The sequence below is a fragment of the Vibrio sp. Scap24 genome (assembly GCF_013394185.1).
Taxonomy (GTDB): Bacteria; Pseudomonadota; Gammaproteobacteria; order Enterobacterales; family Vibrionaceae; genus Vibrio; species Vibrio pomeroyi.
In genome coordinates, this window is sequence record NZ_CP041332.1 from 3,243,992 (window position 1) to 3,263,455 (window position 19,464).

The following is a 19,464-nucleotide window of genomic DNA, read 5'->3' on the forward strand; positions in this document are numbered from 1 at the left end:
TTTTGGATTACATCAAATTATTGAGGCAGAAAGCCAACTTAGCTCCTGCCTTGGGTACAAACTTAGCAAAGCTTACAAAGTTATCTGTGAACTAATTCACACAATTATAGAAATTAGGTGCAATCATATGGATAGCAGCAATAGTTGATGGCGTTAGTGATAAAATCTCCGGCCAACAAAATTTCTCTAGGTAGTACAATTAGATGGCGCGTTATGAAGAGCTTGCAAAGGATATTCGAACTCAGATCGCTAATAACACATGGCGTTCAGGAGAGAAGATCCCTTCGGTACGCATGAGTTGTCGCAATTACAACGTCAGCAATAGTACTGTCTTACAAGCCTACCAACTGCTTGAAAGTGAAGGTTGGATCATCGCTAAACCGCAGTCGGGTTATTTCGTGGCGCCAAGAGTGGATGGTGTTGATTATGATCTGCCATCAGCTCTTGAAAAGAAAGCCATCAATGATCGCTTATTCGATTTCTTGAAATCTAGCTCTGCAGAGGGTGTGATTCCTTTTGGCTCGGCATTTCCTGACCCAGATTTGTTCCCTTTACCGACGTTGACTCGTAATCTAGCCAGTGCAGGCAGAAAGATGACTGGTGCCAGTGTGATTAATAATCTGCCACCGGGAAGTGAGTCCTTAAGAAGGCAGATAGCACAGCGTTATCTACAGCAAGGAATTACGGTTAATCATCAAGACATCGTGATTACGTCAGGCGCGATGGAAGCGCTGAACTTAAGCCTACAGACTGTCACTAAGTCAGGTGACAATGTGGTGATTGAGTCACCTGCGTTCTATGGAGCTTTGCAGGCTGTTGAGAGGTTAGGGCTTAACCCTATTGAAGTGGATGTTTGTCCTATTAACGGACTGAATATCGAACAGTTTGAAAGTGCCTTAAAAACACAAGACGTGAAAGCGTGCTGGCTAATGACGACCTTTCAAAACCCGACGGGAACCAGCCTTACTGAAGAAGCAAAGCGCCGCGTCGTGGAGATTGCTGAGCAATATAATACCTGCATTATTGAGGATGATGTCTATGGTGATCTTTATTACGAAGGGCATAAACCTAAGCCATTAAAGGCCTTTGATAAAACCGACTCTGTATTACTTTGTGGATCTTATTCAAAAAGCCTTTGCCCCGGTTATCGTGTCGGTTGGGTGGTGAACACACGTTTCAACGATGCCATTCAAAAGCTTCAGCTTCTTTCTACGCTATCAAGCAGTGCGCCTGTCCAGCTCGGGGTTGCACACTTTCTTACTCATGAAAGCTACGATAATCACCTTCGTAAACTGCGTAAAAACCTGTTGCTCAGAAAAGAGCGCTTTATTGGTGTGATTAAACAGTACTTCCCGCATTCCATTGAGATTGAAGAGCCCGCTGGTGGATACTTCGTTTGGGTTCGTTTTTCTGAAAAATTCGACAGTCAGCAATTGCATCAATTAGCGATTGCCGAAGGTATAAGTGTCGCGTCAGGAGACTTGTTTAGTGAGCAGGGCAGGGTAGAGAACGCGATTCGGTTGAACTTCTCTTACGAGCTTACCGAAGAGAAAGAGCAAGCCCTGATCTTACTAGGCAAGCTTGCACATCAACTTACGCACTCGTAAAACCTTAAGTCGCTCATAAAACAGAAAATGATTGCAACTGTACGGGTTGTTTGTGGCGTAACTGTACGCCTTATAGAGCAGAGAGTTGTGATTCAATAACGGTAGACTAAATATTGGAGATACCGTTATGTTGAAAATGACCATGGGAAACGAAGTTAAGCTAATCATCGTTGCTATTGTGTGTGCTCTTCTGCTTATCCTCGGCCATGTACTACTCGCAAAAGCTTTCGCTGATATGGCTTGGGCAGAATACACAACCGCAGCAATCCCATTCGTTATGATGGCAATTTGCGGTCTCGCGATAAAGTACGCTAGCGCTCAAGATGTTGATTGAGCTTTGCTATATCGACTAAGCACTGAAATGCCAATTAAGCTCTGAATAGCTAGTTTTTGTCAGCGTTATACCGTTAGCCTTAATCGTTTAATTTATCCCGAATATAAAAAAACCTCCGCAATTGCGGAGGTTTTTATTTGTTCTTAACTTTTAATTTCGACTAAGTATCGAATTAGAAGTTTGCAGAGCGTGGTGTACGTGGGAACGGGATAACGTCACGAACGTTGCCCATACCTGTTACGTAAGATACTAGACGCTCGAAGCCAAGACCGAAACCAGCGTGTGGCACTGTGCCGTATTTACGTAGGTCGCGGTACCAGCTCATGTGCTCAGGGTCGATACCCATAGCAACCATGCGCTCGTCTAGAATGTCTAGACGCTCTTCACGTTGTGCACCACCGATGATTTCACCGATGCCTGGTGCAAGTACGTCCATAGCTGCAACTGTTTTGCCGTCGTCGTTTAAGCGCATGTAGAAAGCTTTAATGTCTTTCGGGTAGTTCTTAACGATAACAGGAGCTTTGAAGTGCTCTTCAGCTAGGTAACGCTCATGCTCAGAAGACATGTCGATGCCCCACTCAACGTCAAACTCAAATTTCTTACCAGAGTCTAGTAGGATTTGGATTGCGTCAGTGTAGTCAACTTGTGCGAAATCAGCGTCTACGAATTGCTCTAGACGAGTGATTGCTTGCTTGTCGATGCGAGAAGCGAAGAACTCAAGGTCGTCGCGGCGCTCTTCAAGAACAGCAGCGAAAACGTACTTAAGCATGTCTTCAGCTAGTTTTGCTACATCGTTAAGGTCTGCAAACGCAACTTCAGGCTCAACCATCCAGAACTCAGCTAGGTGGCGGCTTGTGTTTGAGTTTTCAGCACGGAACGTAGGACCGAACGTGTAAACTTTGCTTAGTGCACAAGCGTAAGCTTCAGCATTAAGTTGGCCAGATACTGTTAGGAAAGTTTCTTTACCGAAGAAATCTTCGTTGAAATCAACTTTGCCTTCGTCAGTGCGAGGTAGGTTTTCCATGTCTAGCGTAGATACGCGGAACATTTCACCTGCGCCTTCAGCATCAGAAGCAGTAATAAGTGGAGCCGAAGTCCAGAAGAAACCTTGCTCGTGGTAGAAACGGTGAATCGCTTGCGATAGACAGTTACGTACACGTGCTACTGCGCCGATCACGTTAGTACGTGGACGTAGGTGAGCAACTTCACGAAGGTATTCGATAGAGTGACGTGTCTTAGCCATTGGGTAAGTGTCAGCATCTTCAACCCAGCCAACAACTTTAACGTCAGTTGCTGCTAGTTCGAAATCTTGACCTTTTGCAGGAGACTCAACAATCTTGCCAGTTACTTCAACAGAGCAGCCAGTGGTTAGCTTTAGTACTTCGTTTTCGTAATTATTAAGATTATTAGGGACCACGGCCTGAATCGGGTCGAAACAAGAGCCGTCATAAATGGCAAGGAAAGAGATTCCAGCTTTGGAATCACGACGTGAACGGATCCAGCCGCGAACAGTTACTTCACTGTCTACCGCTAGCTTGCCGCCAAGTACGTCTGTTACAGGCGCGTAAGTCATGTTGGTTTCATTCTCCATTGAGGGACAAATTCAACGCAATGTTTGCAACCGATTGTTTATAGTTCGCTAAATTCTGAACAAAAAACAGTCGAAACATTGGGTTGTATAAACTTTTTAAATCAATGGAACATATTACCTGTCATACAGAGAGCTTCAACCTTTATTCTTGCTTGTGGAAAGAAATATTTCGAATCAAAGCGAGAAAAATCATTAAGGGTTGGTTTTTTGTTCAATCTCACAAGGTTCTATCTCTGAAAACAGGGAATAGATATCAATACCCAGCGTGTTAAAGCAAGAGAACAAACAACGAATCAAGAGCTTATTAACGGCGAATCAATGCACACGAATCTACATTGAGCCACACTGGTGAATTGATACACAATCGCAATCTTTGTTTTCGATAATGACTGTGTGATTGGGCTCAGACTCGCTCTATATTGGCGCGGCTTTAGCCCACTTTGTTTAAGTTCCATCTCTTGGAGCTGAACCAATTAAGCGGTGAAGCCGATTTCCCATCACTGAGCTGGCTACCAGCTTATTTAGAAACTCAATGAACAACCCACTAGAGGAGTTTAATATTCACGTGTTAATTACGCCGCCTTAACCCCTGCATTCTCTCTACACCCGCACTTTTCGAGCGCTCGCTCATTCATGAAAAACAGTCGATCAAATTATGTCTGAACAAGGCAGGACTGGCTGTACAAGTAAAAGAGAATTACATGCTTAATTATTTAAAAAAACACTGGTTATCTAACGTTAAAGGAGATTCATTATCTGGGATTGTGGTTGCACTCGCATTGATCCCTGAAGCCATCGCATTTTCTATTATTGCAGGCGTCGACCCTAAGGTCGGCTTGTATGCTTCATTCTGTATTTGTGTGGTCACCGCCTTAGTTGGCAGTCGGCCGGGAATGATATCCGGAGCAACAGGCGCAATGGCGCTGCTTATGGTCACGCTAGTGAAAGACTACGGACTCGAATATCTACTCGCCGCTTCATTTTTAGCTGGTATTATTCAAATTGCAGCGGGTTATTTAAAGCTGGGCAACTTGATGAACTTTGTTTCGAAATCGGTGATCACTGGTTTTGTTAACGCACTCGCTATTCTTATCTTTATGGCTCAACTCCCTGAGTTAATTAACGTTCCTTCGAGTGTTTACCTATTAGTTGTTCTCGGCTTAGCCATTATTTATCTGCTTCCTTATCTTCCTAAATATGGCCGTGCGATACCTTCACCTCTGGTAGCGATTGTTGTGCTTACCATCATCAGCTTGATGCTTGGTCTAGATGTTAGAACGATTGGTGATATGGGTAAGCTCCCAGATTCAATGCCTGTGTTTTTAATCCCGAACATTCCATTCACGCTTGAGACATTCGAAATCATACTTCCTTACTCCATTGCTCTTTCTGTTGTTGGTATTCTGGAGTCTTTGATGACAGCAACGATTGTCGATGACCTGACTGATACCGAAAGCAACAAGAACAACGAATGTAAAGGGCAGGGCGTAGCCAATATTGTGGCTTCACTGTTTGGTGGTATGGCTGGCTGTGCCATGATCGGCCAATCGATTATCAACATTAAATCTGGCGGATTAACCCGACTATCAAGCATGATCGCCGGTGTGGTTTTGCTGCTGATGGTGGTGTTTGCGTCTGACTGGTTGAGATTGATTCCCATGGCGGCATTAGTGTCCGTGATGATTATGGTTTCAATCGGTACCTTCTCTTGGCGTTCTATTGTTGAACTTAAGGATCACACGCTTCCTACCAACGTGACTATGTTAGCGACGGTTGTTGTGGTGGTGTTTACCCATAACCTAGCGATTGGTGTTGCGGTGGGCGTGGTTCTGTCTGCATTATTTTATGCCCATGCAAGCAAATCGATGGTGTTTATATCGGATGAAGTGGTCACTAATAAGCTGCACACTATTCATCGAGTGAAAGGTCATGTGTTCTTTGCCTCTTCTGATGCGTTTGTTGACTTGTTTGATTACGACAATGCAACGTCGCTGGTGACAATCGATATTACCGATGCATCTTTCCTCGATAACACTTCGGTTGAAGCACTCGATAAGGTGGTGTTCAAGTTCCGTAAGAAAGGAGCCTATGTTGATGTCTCGGGAATGGATACTGTGAGTGCAAACCTCATCTTCAAACATGCGATGTACCATAAGCATAAAGACTTAACGGCGGTTTCAATTACGCACTAGTCACTGTTTGGTTTGAGTCCGATCTCTAACTCTCAGCAAAGACAGCTAAAGAAGACAAAGCGCTCATGAAGGAGCGCTTTTTTGTTGATTGGCAGTCACGTAACTCTATCAACTTAAGATTTGATAATTGTCTCCGAGATCGGTTTTGAGTTCATCTTTGATTGAGACAAGGTGAATTGATTGATCAGCGATTCAAGATGATCAGACAGCTCTTCTAGGTCATTGCTGATGTCACGGGTATCAGCCGCAGATTGTGATGTGTTATTCGCATGAGAAGTGATGGTTTCGACTTTATGCTGAACATCTTTAGTCGCCTGTGTAGTGGATTGCGTTTGTTGCTGAATGTTCTGTGCATGTGCCAATACTTGCTTCATCTCTTCCACCACACCATTCATTTCAACAGATAGAGCATCGATATCGCTTGAGCTTTGATGTGCTTGTTCGCAAACATGGTCAGCAGAGGTCAACGACTCTTCACTGCCTTGCTGGAACTGATGGATAATCGATTCAATACTGCCTGTTGCTTCTGCTGTGCGTGACGCAAGATGACGGACTTCATCTGCAACGACGGCAAAACCACGACCTTGTTCACCGGCACGTGCGGCTTCAATGGCTGCATTGAGTGCTAGAAGGTTGGTTTGATCGGCAATGCCACGAATCACACTCAATATTGAAGAAACTTCTCCGGTTTGCTCGTTGAGTGTCTGGATTTTATGCTTCACTTCTTCAATGCTGGTTACTAGGTTCTTGATTTCACTGCTTGCATCATGTGCTTGGGTGGCACTTTTGAATGCCACATCGGCGGTGTGATTGATGAGGTCGGATGCGGTTAACGTCGCTTGTTCTACATTAACCTGTTGAGCTTGTATCCCTTCAACATTGTTTTGTACTTCCGCTGTTTCATGTTGCTGATCGCTCGCCGCTTGTTCGGTAATTTGTGCAACGCTGGTCAGTTGGTTGGCAGACGCATTCAGTTTGTGCGAAGTATCTTGTACCTTCTCTAAACTCTCAGAAACTGTGCCCATGAAGGAGTTAATCGAATTGGCGAGTGTACCAATTTCATCTTTGCTTTGCGCTGGTAAGCGGGTTGACAGGTTTTTGTCGCTGCTAACTTGCGTCATAAAACGAGAAGTCTGTTGAAGAGGGCGAACGATGATCTTACGAATCAGCCCCATCGTCAGGACAAAACCTGCAAAGGAGATCACCGCCATAATGCCAATCGCGGCCATGGTTTGAGTGTTAATCAGCGAATTAACGTGGCTAAGGTTGTATTCCAAGCGAATAGCACCTAACACTTCACCTTCTGGCGCCATGTGGCATGCCACACAATTGGTGCCGCGATAGTTTTCGCTCGACTTCATTGGCAGGGCAATCACTAAGCCTTTACCCCAATCGGCAGAGAATGGTTCGATGACGGTTTCACCAGCTAGCGCGCGCTTATCAATATCATCAACGGGAGTTTGGTTGTCATTACCTGGGCCGTAGAGTTTGCTCACAGTATCGGCGCGTAATACACGAACGTCTTCAATACCTTCTTGTGCCAATGCTTTCTGACGCAGGGTTTCTTTCTGTGCCATGGTGCCAGTCAGCATCATCATATTGAGACTATCGAAATAGTTACTCGCTTTGTCGTGTAGCTGTTCACTCAGTACGGAATTAACCAGCTGTTTTTGCTGTGAATATTGAAAATAGGTCGATATTGCGAGCAAAAAAGTGAACACGATGGCGAGGGCCACTAGGATTTTAAAAGTGATTGTTGAGCGCATAAGGTGTTTGTTTTTATTAATTATAATGACGCGCATACTTTACGTGTAAGAGACCCTACTACCTATGGGGTATAGTGAATTGTGTGACCACACTCCGGTTGTGGTTATGTTTCTGTGATGTAGCGAGTTTGTGTTGTAATTGATTCTACATTTGATGTTTGAATTAGCTCGCGTCTACTTTTGGTCAATTACTAGGTCATTGACAGCGAATTGTTTTGGTAAGAAAGCCACTTTTGCGGCTGTCATGTGTTTTTGAATGTTCTTTGTACAGGCATTGTGGTTAATGGTGTCGGTGAATTTATCGTTCTGATTTTTATCAGTAATGATTATTGTTTTATGTGGTTTGGTGGTTGATTTATGTCCAAATGGCTTTTTTGTTCAATTTAATAGCAAAAAGTGTGGTTATAGCGTTGTGTTTCGAGTCCCATTCGATAAGATGAAACGACCTCTAATGCTAGAGGTAGGGCAGCAACGGATACGCTGCTTCAAATACTATGGAATGTGAATCAATTATTGGACACATACATGAAATTCAAGATTACATCGCCGATTATTGAACCTACGGAAGGTTCACCACATCAGTTAACGCTTACTCACGCTTCTCGTTTTACCTCTTTTAAGACAAGCTCCCCTTTGAACGCCCTGTTCGACAACGTCTCTGCACGCTTCTTTACCGCTTATCGCTCCTATTGTTATTCGTTTTATAACTTTATTTCTATCTGAATTCCTTTGTCATCCACTTGATGCACGAAGACTCACACCTATAAAAACTAAACAAATAAGTTAAAAATAATGAATATTAAAATGATGGGTAGCTCCCTAATTATCGCTGGTACCGCTCTCGGTGCTGGTATGCTCGCGATCCCAATGGTATTAGCTCAATTCGGATTGCTTTACGGCACGTTGCTTATGGTTCTGATCTGTTTCGGTACCACTTATGCAGCTCTATTACTTCTAGAAGCGACCATCAAAGCCGGTGGCGGTCTAGGGTTGAACTCTATTGCTCGAAAAACCTTGGGCAAACAAGGCCAGTTGCTTACCAACGGCCTGCTTTACGCGTTATTAATCTGCCTATTAATGGCTTACATTTTGGGCGCGGGTGACTTGCTGAGTAAGTTATTGTCTAACTTTGGTGTAGACATTACCGCAACGTCTAGCCAAATCACGTTTACCTTGCTTGCCGGTGCCGTTGTTGCAAGTGGCACAGGTATGATTGATAAACTGAACCGTGCATTGTTCTTCGTGATGTTAGCAAGCTTGTTTGCAACCATGGCGTTTTTGGCGCCAAGCATGACGCAAGAAAATTTGATGCAGGTAACCAGCCACAATCACGTTGATCTGATCAAAACTAGCGCAATTCTGTTCACCAGCTTTGGCTTTATGGTCGTGATTCCTACCTTGGTGTCTTACAACCACGAAGCGACAGACAAACAGCTGCGTAATATGGTGATTGTTGGTTCTATGATCCCACTAGTGTGTTACTTGTGTTGGTTGTTTGCGGTGGTAGGTAACCTGAGTGAAGAGCAATTCCGTAGCTTTAAGAATGTTTCTGATTTGATGGCGGCGTTTGAAGCTCAATCTCCTTGGGTGGGTAATGTGCTTTCTACCTTCACAGGTTTGGCGTTGTTGACTTCTTTCTTTGGTGTGGCGATGGCATTGTTCAACCAGAATAAAGACATGTTCAACCAAAACACGGCGGTGACTTACTGCATTAGCTTCATCCTGCCGCTAGCGGGTTCATTGCTTGCTGCAGACAAGTTCCTACAAGTGTTGAACTACGCAGGTATCATCTTAGTGTTTTTAGCGGTATTCGTTCCTCTAGTGATGGTTCATAAGCAACGCTTTATGAAAGTCGCGGAAGACAGATACAGCGCGGAAGGTGGCAAGCCGATGATGATTTTCTCATTGCTGTTTGGTTGCTTCTTGCTTATCTCGCAAGTGATTTAATACAACAATTTGGTCGGTTGAATAATTAGGGCGTGTTGACCTTTCGTGGTTAAATTTTGTTCGAGATAAAAGCGTTTTAATCGCGGCGAGGGGGAAGTAGCCTAGTCACTCTAAGCAAATCCCCCTCAACAAAGAGTAAAACGCTTTTTGCGGGGGCGCCCAGCTCGAACCCTTCGGGCAGCGTTTGCTGGTCATTTCTACTACGTTATCGGCTTCTCATGTAGGCTAGCTACACATCGACGCCTCTGCCTTGTATAAATACCCAGCAACTCGCTGCAAAAATCAGCTCGAAAGATCAACACGCCCTAGTCACCAAGCTTTAGCTCCAAAAGCTTCAGATACAAAAAAGGAACGCATCGGCGTTCCTTTTTTATTATCGGTTTATTAATTCAGAATGATTAACAAACAACCTTAACAGCCAAACCGCCTTGAGATGTCTCACGGTATTTAGCGTTCATGTCTTTACCTGTTTCTAGCATCGTTTCGATAACTTTATCGAGAGAAACAGTAGGAGCAGAAGAACGACGAAGTGCCATACGAGCAGAGTTGATCGCTTTCACTGCAGCAATACCGTTACGCTCGATACATGGTACTTGTACTTGGCCTGCAACTGGGTCACATGTAAGACCTAGGTTGTGTTCCATGCCAATTTCCGCAGCCATACATACTTGCTCAGGGCTACCACCCATAAGCTCAGCAAGACCAGCAGCAGCCATAGAACATGCCACACCAACTTCACCCTGACAGCCAACTTCAGCACCAGAGATAGAAGCGTTACGCTTGTAAAGACCACCGATCGCGCCAGAAGCTGCGAAGTAACGAGTGTAGTCTTTCTCTGTCACTGTTTGGATGAACTTATCGTAGTAAGCCAGTACAGCAGGGATGATGCCACATGCGCCGTTTGTTGGAGCCGTTACTACACGACCGCCCGCAGCGTTTTCTTCGTTTACTGCGAAAGCAAACATGTTCACCCAGTCAACAACCGTCATTGGATCGTTCGTTGTTTTTTCTGAAGTGATCAGCTGTTGGCGAAGTGCTGCAGCACGACGAGGTACACGTAGTGGACCAGGCAGGATACCTTCAGTATTCATACCGCGATCCATACACTCACGCATCGTTTTCCAGATGTTTGCGAAGTAAGTACGAGACTCTTCGTCTGAGTGGAAAGCCGCTTGGTTTTTCATAACCAGTGTACTGATAGAAAGACCGCTTTCTTTACACTGATTAACCAGCTCTTCAGCTGTTGTAAATTCGTAAGGTGCTTTGATTGGGTTTTCTTCTTCTTTGCCGAAGTTCTCTTCGTCAACGATGAAACCGCCACCAATTGAGTAGTAAGTTTTTGAGTATGCTACTTCGTCGTCAACCCAAGCGTGAATGCTCATGCCATTCTCGTGTAGAGAAAGGTTGCTAGTATGGAAGTTCATACCGCCATCGCGTGGGAACGATACTGTATGACAGTGCATGCCAACAGGAAGGCGTTCAGTTTCTTCTACGCGAGCAATGAAGCCAGCAATAGAATCGATATCAACACGCTCAGGAGTATTGCCTGCAAGACCCATGATGATTGCGATATCTGTGTGGTGACCTTTCCCTGTCAGTGATAGTGATCCATATACGTCCACGGTGATTTTAGTGATGTCGCGCAATTTTCCCATTGAACGTAGGTCATCAATAAATTCTTTACCCGCTTTCATTGGTCCAACTGTGTGTGAGCTCGATGGACCAACACCGATTTTATAGATATCAAATACACTAATCATAGCGATTACCTCAAAAAGAGAGCCTCCCAAGGGGAGTAGGGAGGCTCATTTATTATCATTATATTTTGTGTCTAATCTCGCGATATAAGATGAAAGCCATCTTATAAAAAGTGCTTAAGATTAAAGAGCGCCGTAGATTACAGAACTAATAGCCGCTAGACCACATAAAGCTGTAAAGATTTGTACAGGTGCTGAAGTTTTGTACTTAGCCATTGCTGGTACTTTTTGCATCGCAAATACAGGCATTAGGAACAGGATAGCTGCAATCATTGGAGCACCCATTGTTTCAATCATACCCAGGATGCTTGGGTTAACTACCGCAACAATCCAAGTTGTAACAACGATGAACGCTAGAGATGCTTTTTCGATAGTGCTTACTGAAGAACCAGAGCGAGACTTGATTAGACCAACAAGACCTTCGTGAGCACCTAGGAAGTGACCGAAGTAGCTTGAAGTAATCGCTGCGAACGCTACTAGAGGACCCATGTAAGAGATAAGTGGAGACTCATGTACGTTTGCTAGGTAAGAAAGAACAGAGATGTTCTGTGCTTGTGCTGTTGCTAGTTGCTCTGGAGATAGAGAAAGAACCACAGAGAATACGAAGAACATTACAAAACCCATCAGCATCATTGCTGCGCCGCCGGTGATAGCGTCAGTTTTCTTAACTGCGTTTTCACCGTATACACGACGTTGCTCTTTAGAGAACTGTGAAATGATTGGGCTGTGGTTGAAAGAGAACACGATGATTGGAATTGCAAGCCAGATGATAGAAGGCATTGTTGACCATTCTGGGCTTACGTCCATCATTGAAGTGTTCCAATCAGGAACTAGGTAGAAAGAAAGTGCTAGTAGGATGAATACTAGTGGGTAAACCATCGCTGACGTTGCTTTCAGCATTAGATCTTTACCGAATACAACACCTGCTGTCATAGCTAGGATAAGTGCACCAGAAAGAAGAGGACGTGGAATAGATTCCATACCCATTTGGTTTACTAGGAAAGAATCAACTGTGTTTGTGATACCAACACCGTAGATAAGAACGATTGGGTAGATAGCGAAGAAGTAAGCGAAAGTAATAATGTTTGCGCCAGTCTTACCGAAGTGTTCTTCAACTGTGTCTGTAATATCTGCTTCAGGGTTTTTAGCTGACAGTACGAAACGAGCTAGAGATTTGTGTGCGAACCAAGTCATTGGTGCCGCGATTAGAGCTAGGATAACTAATGGCCAAAAACCACCCGCACCTGCTTTGATTGGAAGAAATAGTACGCCAGCACCAACTGCTGTACCGAATAGTGATAAACACCAGGTAAAATCTTTATAGTTAAACTTGCTTGAATCTTTAACGGCATTTGCCGAAGAAGTTGTTGTGTTCATGTTAAATTACTCATTTTTTGGGAACAGGAAATAAGTCGGGGCTAATTCTGCAGAATTTTCGTCTGCAAAAAATAGATCTAAATCATGTAATGAAACGGCGTGTCACATGATATGCGAAAAACGGATTTTTGATCACGAAAATAGCGTGCCACAGGTGATTTATGTTTATGCTTGGCATTAGTTTTTTTTATGCGAAAGGGCGGGTTGTATAGATCTATAGCAGGTAAACGTTTGCGTAAAATTGCATTAATAATTCTGTTCCATACAAAGCTTGCGATTTGTTAACAGAGATTAAACAAAACGTAGTTGCTATGTAATTTGTTGCACTACATGCTGCTGCAGTGATTGGATGATTTGAGCCGTAACGCCCCAAATTAGGTGCTCTTGGAAGGGCATGGCAAAAACGCGATGCTTGATTTGTTTAAAGTTGACCATATGGCTGTGTAATTTCGCTTGGTCTAAAACATAAGTGGCAGGAACCTCAAAAATAGAGGCCACTTCGTTCTCATCGATGATGGGTTTATAGTCAGGATCAACTAATGCGACAATCGGCGTAACAGAAAATTTACTAATGGTACTCAAGGCGGGTAATTGCCCAACAATTTTAACCTGATCCGATCGAATTCCGACCTCTTCGTGCAGTTCTCTTAGTGCAGTAAATTGCATAGATGGGTCGGAAAGCTCATGTTTGCCACCCGGAAAACTGACTTGGCCAGGGTGGTGCTTAAGATGTGCTGCTCTTTTAGTAAAAATGACATGTAAACCATCCTCTCTTTCAACTAAACCTACTACGACTGCTGCCTTACGAAGTTCTTCTCCACTGATGTGAGAAACACGCTCGACAGACTCAGGATGGTAGCCAACGGCTGGGTTAAGTTGAAACTGTTGAAGGAAGTTATCTCGGTTCATATCATGCCAATATATTGATTATTATGCCTTTAAGTATAGGCATAACCCGTAAGCTAACGCCAATCTTGGTGTAAATCAGACCTAATTAGTTAACAAAGCGGGTCTGTTTGAGTATAAAACCTGTCTATCTTATAAGTTAACCGCTTATGAATCGGGCTTTTGTTTCAAATTCTCACTTTTTGCTATATTCAATATGGGCATATGAGTAGGTAACCGTTATCAATGTCATAAAATTGAGCAATAAAACGCATCTTTTTTGATTAAGAATTTGATAACAACAACTTAGTGGCTCATTCTAAAAAGAAATAGATCAAAAGGTATGAAATGAAAGGAATCATATTCACCGAATTCTTAGAGCTTGTTGAAGATAAGTTCGGCTTAGAGCTTTTGGAAGAAGTTTTAGAAATGTCGGAAGATGAGGGGATCTATACATCGGTTGGTAGTTACGACCACAAGGATCTCGTAAAACTCATCATTAACCTCAGTAAAAAAACAGATATTGATGCGGCCAGCCTCCAGCGTGTGTTTGGACAGTCAGTATTTAAGAACTTACTGGCCTCTTTACCGAATAAAGCGAGCCTTGCTCATAGCAATACCACCTTCCAATTTATTCAGCACGTAGAGCGCTACATTCACGTAGAAGTGAAGAAGCTCTATCCAGACGCTGAGCCACCAGAATTTAGCTTTATCACCACAACAGAAGCACAGCTTGTTTTTGACTACAAAAGCGCAAGATGTATGTCTCATGTTTGTTTAGGGCTTATCGAAGGGTGCGCTGAATACCACGGTGAATCTATTGCGGTGGAGATGACGCCACAAAATGATGACCAGAGCGTGGTTAGGTTTAATCTCAAAGTAGAAAAGTGATATGGATCCGGCCTCAGCCCTAGAGAAAAAACTTAAACGCCAAATTGCTGCGCGAAAAGCAGCAGAAGCTTTGTTGGAACAAAAGAGCCTTGAACTTTTTGAGGCCAACCAACAACTCGAGCTTGCACTGCGTCAGTTAGAGAAGCGTTCCAATGCAAACATACGTCGCATTGAATTCCAAGAACAAATCGACAACCTGTTGATTGATTTCGGACGCGCTTTTCTGAGTAATGATCTTGATGACGTCATGTTGTCACAATTGACGACAAGTGTGACCAACAGTTATCTGATTGAAGCCAGTCGTTTGATTTTGCCTCCCAAGCTGCTCCCTCAATTACACACTTATGACTATGGTGATGAAACCGTCGAGGTGATAGAGCAAGATATTCAAGAGCCTCATTGGCAAGGCAACCACCTTACCGTGCCATTAGAGGTTGAAAAAGTCATAGTCGGCGCGTTAATTGTGAAGGTCAGGGTGTTAGACCAAGATTTCGAATTCATCCAAAGCCAACTGTTGTTAGTTACCGACCTTATTTGTAGTGCCTTAACCCACCAGCTTGCTATCAATCGAAACATTGAATCACGTAAACGAGCAGAAGAATCTGAAAGAGCAACGCGTGACTTTGTCGCAATGATCAACCACGAATTAAGAACCCCGCTTAATGGCCTACTAGGTAGTGCCGAATTGATCAGCGATACCGAACTGAATAGCTCTCAACGTGAAATAGTGAACAACTTAAGTCAATCTGGAGAGTTTCTCAGAACCATCATTAATGACCTATTGGATTACAGTAAAATCAACGCGGGAATGTTGGAGTTAATACCGAAGAAGTTCGCGCTTCATGATTTGAGAAATACTATCGATAGTATCTTTACCAATCGAGCACTTGAAAAGCAGCTTAAGTTTGATGTTGATGTAGACAAAGGTGTACCGAGCCATTTCTATGGTGACTTAGAGCGTATTACTCAACTGTTCGTAAACTTGATTGGAAACGCCATCAAGTTCACGGATAAAGGACATGTGAGCGTTGAGATTAAATGGTTGAGAGACCAATTTATTTTTTCCGTAGAGGACACTGGAGTTGGGATCGCTCAATCCTCTCATAAGACACTGTTTGAACCTTTTACTCAGGCGGATAATTCAAGTAGTCGAAACTACGAAGGGACTGGGCTTGGTCTCGCCATCTGTCGTAAGCTAGTAGGTTTGATGCACGGTGATATTAGCGTGACCAGTGTTGTTGGCTCAGGCACGACTTTTACCATCTCGATTCCTCTTCAAGTTGTCGATGTGCCAGCAGAGAATGACAGTGTCACTAAAGGCTTTGAGTCAGAGGCGGAATTGTCACTGCTTAAAGTGCTGGTGGTTGATGATATTAAGATGAACCAGATCATCATCCAGCAAATGCTACGCAAATACGAGATAGAGCCTGCTATTGCCACTAATGGAATCGAAGGGCTAGAGCTTGCTTCAGACAACGAATACGACATCGTATTTATGGATTGCAGAATGCCCGTCATGGACGGCTTTGAAGCGACAGAAAAGCTCAGAGAGAAAGGTTACGCCAAATCGATTGTGGCACTGACTGCCGGAACCACGTTGGAAGAGCGAGAGCGTTGTATCAAGTGTGGGATGGATGACATTCTAAGTAAGCCATACACCGCAAATGATCTAAAAGAGATGCTTAAAAAATGGGGCATGACACCGTCCAATGCCGCCTGATCGTATCCATATATAATTTGAGATACTAAAAAGCCGAAGTGATCACTTAGATGACTTCGGCTTTCTTATGCTTTTAGCGTTTCCTTAACTTAGCACTCTTCAAGCACAGGTAGGATACGGCTTAGCTTGTCTAGCGTCTCTTGGTATTCAGAAGCGCTATCACTATCAAACACCACACCACCGCCAGCCCAAGCATAAAGCGTGTTGTTCTCTGCTACTAAGGTACGAATGGTGATGCTGGTGTCCATTCTGCCATTTCGGCTGATGTAACCAATACTACCGCAATAAGCAGAGCGACGATGAGGCTCTAACTCTTCAATGATCTGCATGGCGCGCACTTTAGGAGCGCCAGTAATCGAACCGCCAGGGAAACAAGCTCTCAATAGATCCGTCGCTGAGTACTGGTAATCTAGGTCTGCTCGTATTGTGCTCACTAGGTGATGGACAGCGGGAAAGCTTTCAATATCGAACAGTTTCGGTACATGAACTGTGCCCGGTTTTGCTACTCGGCCTATGTCATTACGAAGTAGGTCAACAATCATCAGATTTTCAGCCTGATCTTTATCGGCACTCGCTAAGTCTTGAGCGTTCGCATCATCAATCACGTGGTCGTTAGAACGAGGGCGTGTGCCTTTAATCGGCTTAGTCTCAATCACGTTGTCTTTAAGTTCTAAGAAACGCTCGGGTGAGACACTGATGATGGCACTGTCGGCCAAACGGATAAAACCGGAAAAAGGCGCCGAGTTATACTGCTCAAGCTTTTCATAGGCCAGCCATTCGCTGCCTTGATATTTGGCATTGAAGCGCTGAGCCAAATTGATCTGATAACAGTCGCCAGATAGTAGATATTCTTGAACGCTATCGAACTTGTCCGCATAGCTCTGTTCGCTCATGTTCGATAGCCATGGTGTCGTTAGGCGAAATTCAGCTGCGTGAGACTTGTCTTGCTGCTCAGATAACCAATTCCAGTGCGCTTCGATGTTCTGTCCAACAACACACGCTGTCTTAAGCTTGTGATCAACCACGATAGCCCATTCATAAAGACCCACCGCCATGTCGGGTGCTTCAATATCACGCTTTGCCAGAGACGGAAGTGTTTCTACTCTCCGGCCTAAATCGTAGCTAAAGTAGCCCAATGCGCCGCCAACGAATGGCAATTCAGGATGGTCTTTGGTTGCAGGCAATAATTGCTGCTGATATTGGTCGAGTAGTTCGAAAGGATCAGACTCTGAAACCTCGCACGTCTCATTAACATTAACGGTGGTTTTTGCACCGATCGTTTCAAAGGTGGCGATGGGTTGAGCAACTAAAATGTCGTATCGACTATCAACGTGGCTTTCTGAGGCAGAGCGTAATAGCATTGCCCACGGCAGGCTTTCAATATGAGAAAACAGCTGTTTAGCTAAAGTTGATTGATATTCAAGCGGCTTGATTTGGATAGAGCGAAATTCGTTGTTATTCATTTGTTTAATTTGTGACAAAGAGTTCGATCACTGCATGGCGTGTGAGAGGAAGCAAGAGTATCATAAATTGAAAATAAAATGGGTTCTTGATTAGAACGGAGTAATCCAAGTGGTTTAGTTTACAGCTATGCAAGCGATTGCTAAAGCAACTAAATACAGCTCAACACAATAAAAAGCTAAACCCACTAATTCGATTCGGCATAAAAAGCCAAACCGTGAACCCACATGGAACCAGAACAATAAAGAGGCATGCAATGACGGTTATTCGTAAGCAAGATGTGATCAGCAGTGTCGCTGACGCACTTCAGTACATTTCTTATTATCACCCTTTAGACTTTGTCCAAGCCCTAGAAAAAGCGTACGAGAAAGAAGAGAGCCAAGCAGCAAAAGATGCGATCGCTCAGATTCTTATCAACTCGCGTATGTCTGCGGAAGGCCATCGTCCAATTTGTCAGGATACGGGTATTGTTACTTGTTTCGTGAACATCGGTATGGATGTTAGGTGGGAAACGGATCAGACAGTACAACAGATGGTTGATGAAGGCGTTCGTCAAGCTTACAACAACCCAGATAACCCATTGCGTGCATCTGTCCTAATGGACCCTGCAGGTAAGCGTATTAATACTAAAGACAACACGCCAGCGGTTGTTCACATTAATATGGTTCCGGGTAACAAAGTTGAAATTCAAATCGCGGCAAAAGGCGGCGGTTCTGAGAACAAAACTAAGATGGTTATGCTAAACCCTTCTGACGATATTGCAGAATGGGTAGAGAAGACGCTACCTACGATGGGTGCGGGCTGGTGTCCACCGGGTATGCTAGGCATAGGTATCGGCGGTACAGCTGAGAAAGCAGCGGTACTTGCGAAAGAATCTTTGATGGAACACATCGATATCCAAGAGCTTATCGAGAAAGGTCCTGAGAACGCAGAAGAAGAGCTTCGTCTAGACATCTTCAACCGCGTAAACAAATTGGGTATTGGTGCACAAGGTCTTGGCGGTCTAACGACTGTGGTTGATGTGAAGATCAAAACAGCACCAACACACGCAGCATCTAAGCCAGTTTGCCTAATTCCGAACTGTGCAGCAACGCGTCACGTTCACTTCACACTAGATGGCAGCGGCCCAGCAGAGCTAACGCCACCTAAGTTAGAAGAATGGCCAGACATCACTTGGGAAGCGGGCGCAAACACACGCCGTGTTAACCTTGATGAAGTTACCAAAGAAGACGTACAAGAGTGGAAGACAGGCGAAACTGTTCTTCTATCAGGTAAGATCTTAACCGGCCGTGACGCAGCACATAAGCGTATTCAAGGCATGCTAGAAAGCGGCGAAGGCTTACCAGCTGGCGTTGATTTCAAAGGCAAGTTCATATACTACGTTGGTCCTGTTGATGCAGTTGGCGATGAAGCGGTAGGTCCTGCAGGTCCAACAACGTCAACACGTATGGATAAGTTCACAGACATGATGCTAAACGAAACAGGCATCATGGGCATGATCGGTAAAGCCGAGCGTGGTCCTGCAACGGTTGAGTCAATCAAAGAACACAAAGCGGTTTACTTGATGGCAGTCGGCGGCGCAGCTTACCTAGTAGCGAAAGCAATCAAAAAAGCACGTGTGGTAGCGTTTGAAGATCTTGGTATGGAAGCGATTTACGAGTTTGAAGTTGAAGACATGCCAGTAACGGTTGCGGTTGATTCAACGGGTGCTAACGCACACCAGATCGGCCCTGACACGTGGAAAGTGAAAATTGCTGAAGCTGAAAAAGCTTAATTGAACGAAGCCAAAAAATCGTAATTGATGTTGGCTTCACTGTTTGAATTGCAAATTTTGACAGAAAGTTAAAGACAAAAGTGCAGCATTATCTGCACTTTTGTCTTATTATCAATGATATAGTGATAAACACATCGTTTGATATAAGAACATAGGAGAGAG

Annotated in this window: 14 protein-coding genes; 8 read left to right on the forward strand and 6 right to left on the reverse strand. The window is 44.1% G+C overall.

The window, feature by feature from the left end; all coding sequences use genetic code 11:
* Positions 1–203 precede the first annotated feature (203 nt).
* Both FLM53_RS14480 and FLM53_RS14485 read left to right on the forward strand, forming a co-directional pair.
* On the forward strand, positions 204–1,607 hold the full coding sequence (locus tag FLM53_RS14480) for a PLP-dependent aminotransferase family protein (protein WP_176681511.1): 1,404 nt from the start codon (positions 204–206) through the stop codon (positions 1,605–1,607).
* A gap of 127 nt (positions 1,608–1,734) precedes the next feature.
* Entirely contained in the window at positions 1,735–1,941 is a 207-nt protein-coding gene (locus FLM53_RS14485; RefSeq protein WP_176681510.1) for a hypothetical protein, read from the forward strand.
* 172 nt (positions 1,942–2,113) lie between these two features.
* On the opposite strand, the gene asnS is transcribed toward FLM53_RS14485, so the two are convergent.
* Positions 2,114–3,514, reverse strand: coding sequence for an asparagine--tRNA ligase (gene asnS / locus FLM53_RS14490; RefSeq protein ID WP_176681509.1), 1,401 nt, complete (start codon positions 3,512–3,514; stop codon positions 2,114–2,116).
* Positions 3,515–4,233: 719 nt separating this feature from the next.
* Between asnS and FLM53_RS14495 the strand changes: the two genes are divergently transcribed.
* Positions 4,234–5,724 (forward strand): SulP family inorganic anion transporter, encoded by a 1,491-nt coding sequence (locus FLM53_RS14495; protein WP_176681508.1) that lies wholly within the window; start codon positions 4,234–4,236, stop codon positions 5,722–5,724.
* A gap of 113 nt (positions 5,725–5,837) precedes the next feature.
* Here FLM53_RS14495 and FLM53_RS14500 read toward each other — a convergent pair whose 3' ends face one another.
* Entirely contained in the window at positions 5,838–7,490 is a 1,653-nt protein-coding gene (locus tag FLM53_RS14500; protein WP_176681507.1) for a methyl-accepting chemotaxis protein, read from the reverse strand.
* A 525-nt stretch (positions 7,491–8,015) separates the two neighbouring features.
* Between FLM53_RS14500 and FLM53_RS14505 the strand changes: the two genes are divergently transcribed.
* Entirely contained in the window at positions 8,016–8,213 is a 198-nt protein-coding gene (locus tag FLM53_RS14505) for a hypothetical protein (protein ID WP_143691566.1), read from the forward strand.
* Positions 8,214–8,294: 81 nt separating this feature from the next.
* Positions 8,295–9,437 (forward strand): amino acid permease, encoded by a 1,143-nt coding sequence (locus FLM53_RS14510; RefSeq protein WP_176681968.1) that lies wholly within the window; start codon positions 8,295–8,297, stop codon positions 9,435–9,437.
* A gap of 398 nt (positions 9,438–9,835) precedes the next feature.
* On the opposite strand, the gene FLM53_RS14515 is transcribed toward FLM53_RS14510, so the two are convergent.
* The 3 genes from FLM53_RS14515 to FLM53_RS14525 all read right to left on the reverse strand — a co-directional run bounded on the left by FLM53_RS14515 (position 9,836) and on the right by FLM53_RS14525 (position 13,480).
* The gene (locus FLM53_RS14515; protein WP_176681506.1) at positions 9,836–11,197 is read right to left on the reverse strand and encodes an L-serine ammonia-lyase; all 1,362 of its coding nucleotides are present in this window, start codon (positions 11,195–11,197) and stop codon (positions 9,836–9,838) included.
* 120 nt (positions 11,198–11,317) lie between these two features.
* Complete coding sequence (locus FLM53_RS14520) at positions 11,318–12,571, reverse strand: aromatic amino acid transport family protein (RefSeq protein ID WP_176681505.1); 1,254 nt, start codon at positions 12,569–12,571, stop codon at positions 11,318–11,320.
* A gap of 309 nt (positions 12,572–12,880) precedes the next feature.
* On the reverse strand, positions 12,881–13,480 hold the full coding sequence (locus tag FLM53_RS14525) for a CoA pyrophosphatase (RefSeq protein WP_176681504.1): 600 nt from the start codon (positions 13,478–13,480) through the stop codon (positions 12,881–12,883).
* A 324-nt stretch (positions 13,481–13,804) separates the two neighbouring features.
* Here FLM53_RS14525 and FLM53_RS14530 point away from each other — a divergent pair, with 324 nt between their 5' ends.
* Both FLM53_RS14530 and FLM53_RS14535 read left to right on the forward strand, forming a co-directional pair.
* On the forward strand, positions 13,805–14,347 hold the full coding sequence (locus FLM53_RS14530; RefSeq protein ID WP_017065424.1) for a heme NO-binding domain-containing protein: 543 nt from the start codon (positions 13,805–13,807) through the stop codon (positions 14,345–14,347).
* A gap of 1 nt (position 14,348) precedes the next feature.
* Positions 14,349–16,067, forward strand: coding sequence for an ATP-binding protein (locus tag FLM53_RS14535; protein WP_176681503.1), 1,719 nt, complete (start codon positions 14,349–14,351; stop codon positions 16,065–16,067).
* An 89-nt stretch (positions 16,068–16,156) separates the two neighbouring features.
* Here FLM53_RS14535 and pabB read toward each other — a convergent pair whose 3' ends face one another.
* Entirely contained in the window at positions 16,157–17,530 is a 1,374-nt protein-coding gene (pabB, locus tag FLM53_RS14540) for an aminodeoxychorismate synthase component I (RefSeq protein WP_176681502.1), read from the reverse strand.
* A 254-nt stretch (positions 17,531–17,784) separates the two neighbouring features.
* On the opposite strand from pabB, the gene FLM53_RS14545 reads away from it, so the two are divergent.
* The gene (locus FLM53_RS14545; protein WP_176681501.1) at positions 17,785–19,302 is read left to right on the forward strand and encodes a fumarate hydratase; all 1,518 of its coding nucleotides are present in this window, start codon (positions 17,785–17,787) and stop codon (positions 19,300–19,302) included.
* Positions 19,303–19,464: the final 162 nt, after the last annotated feature.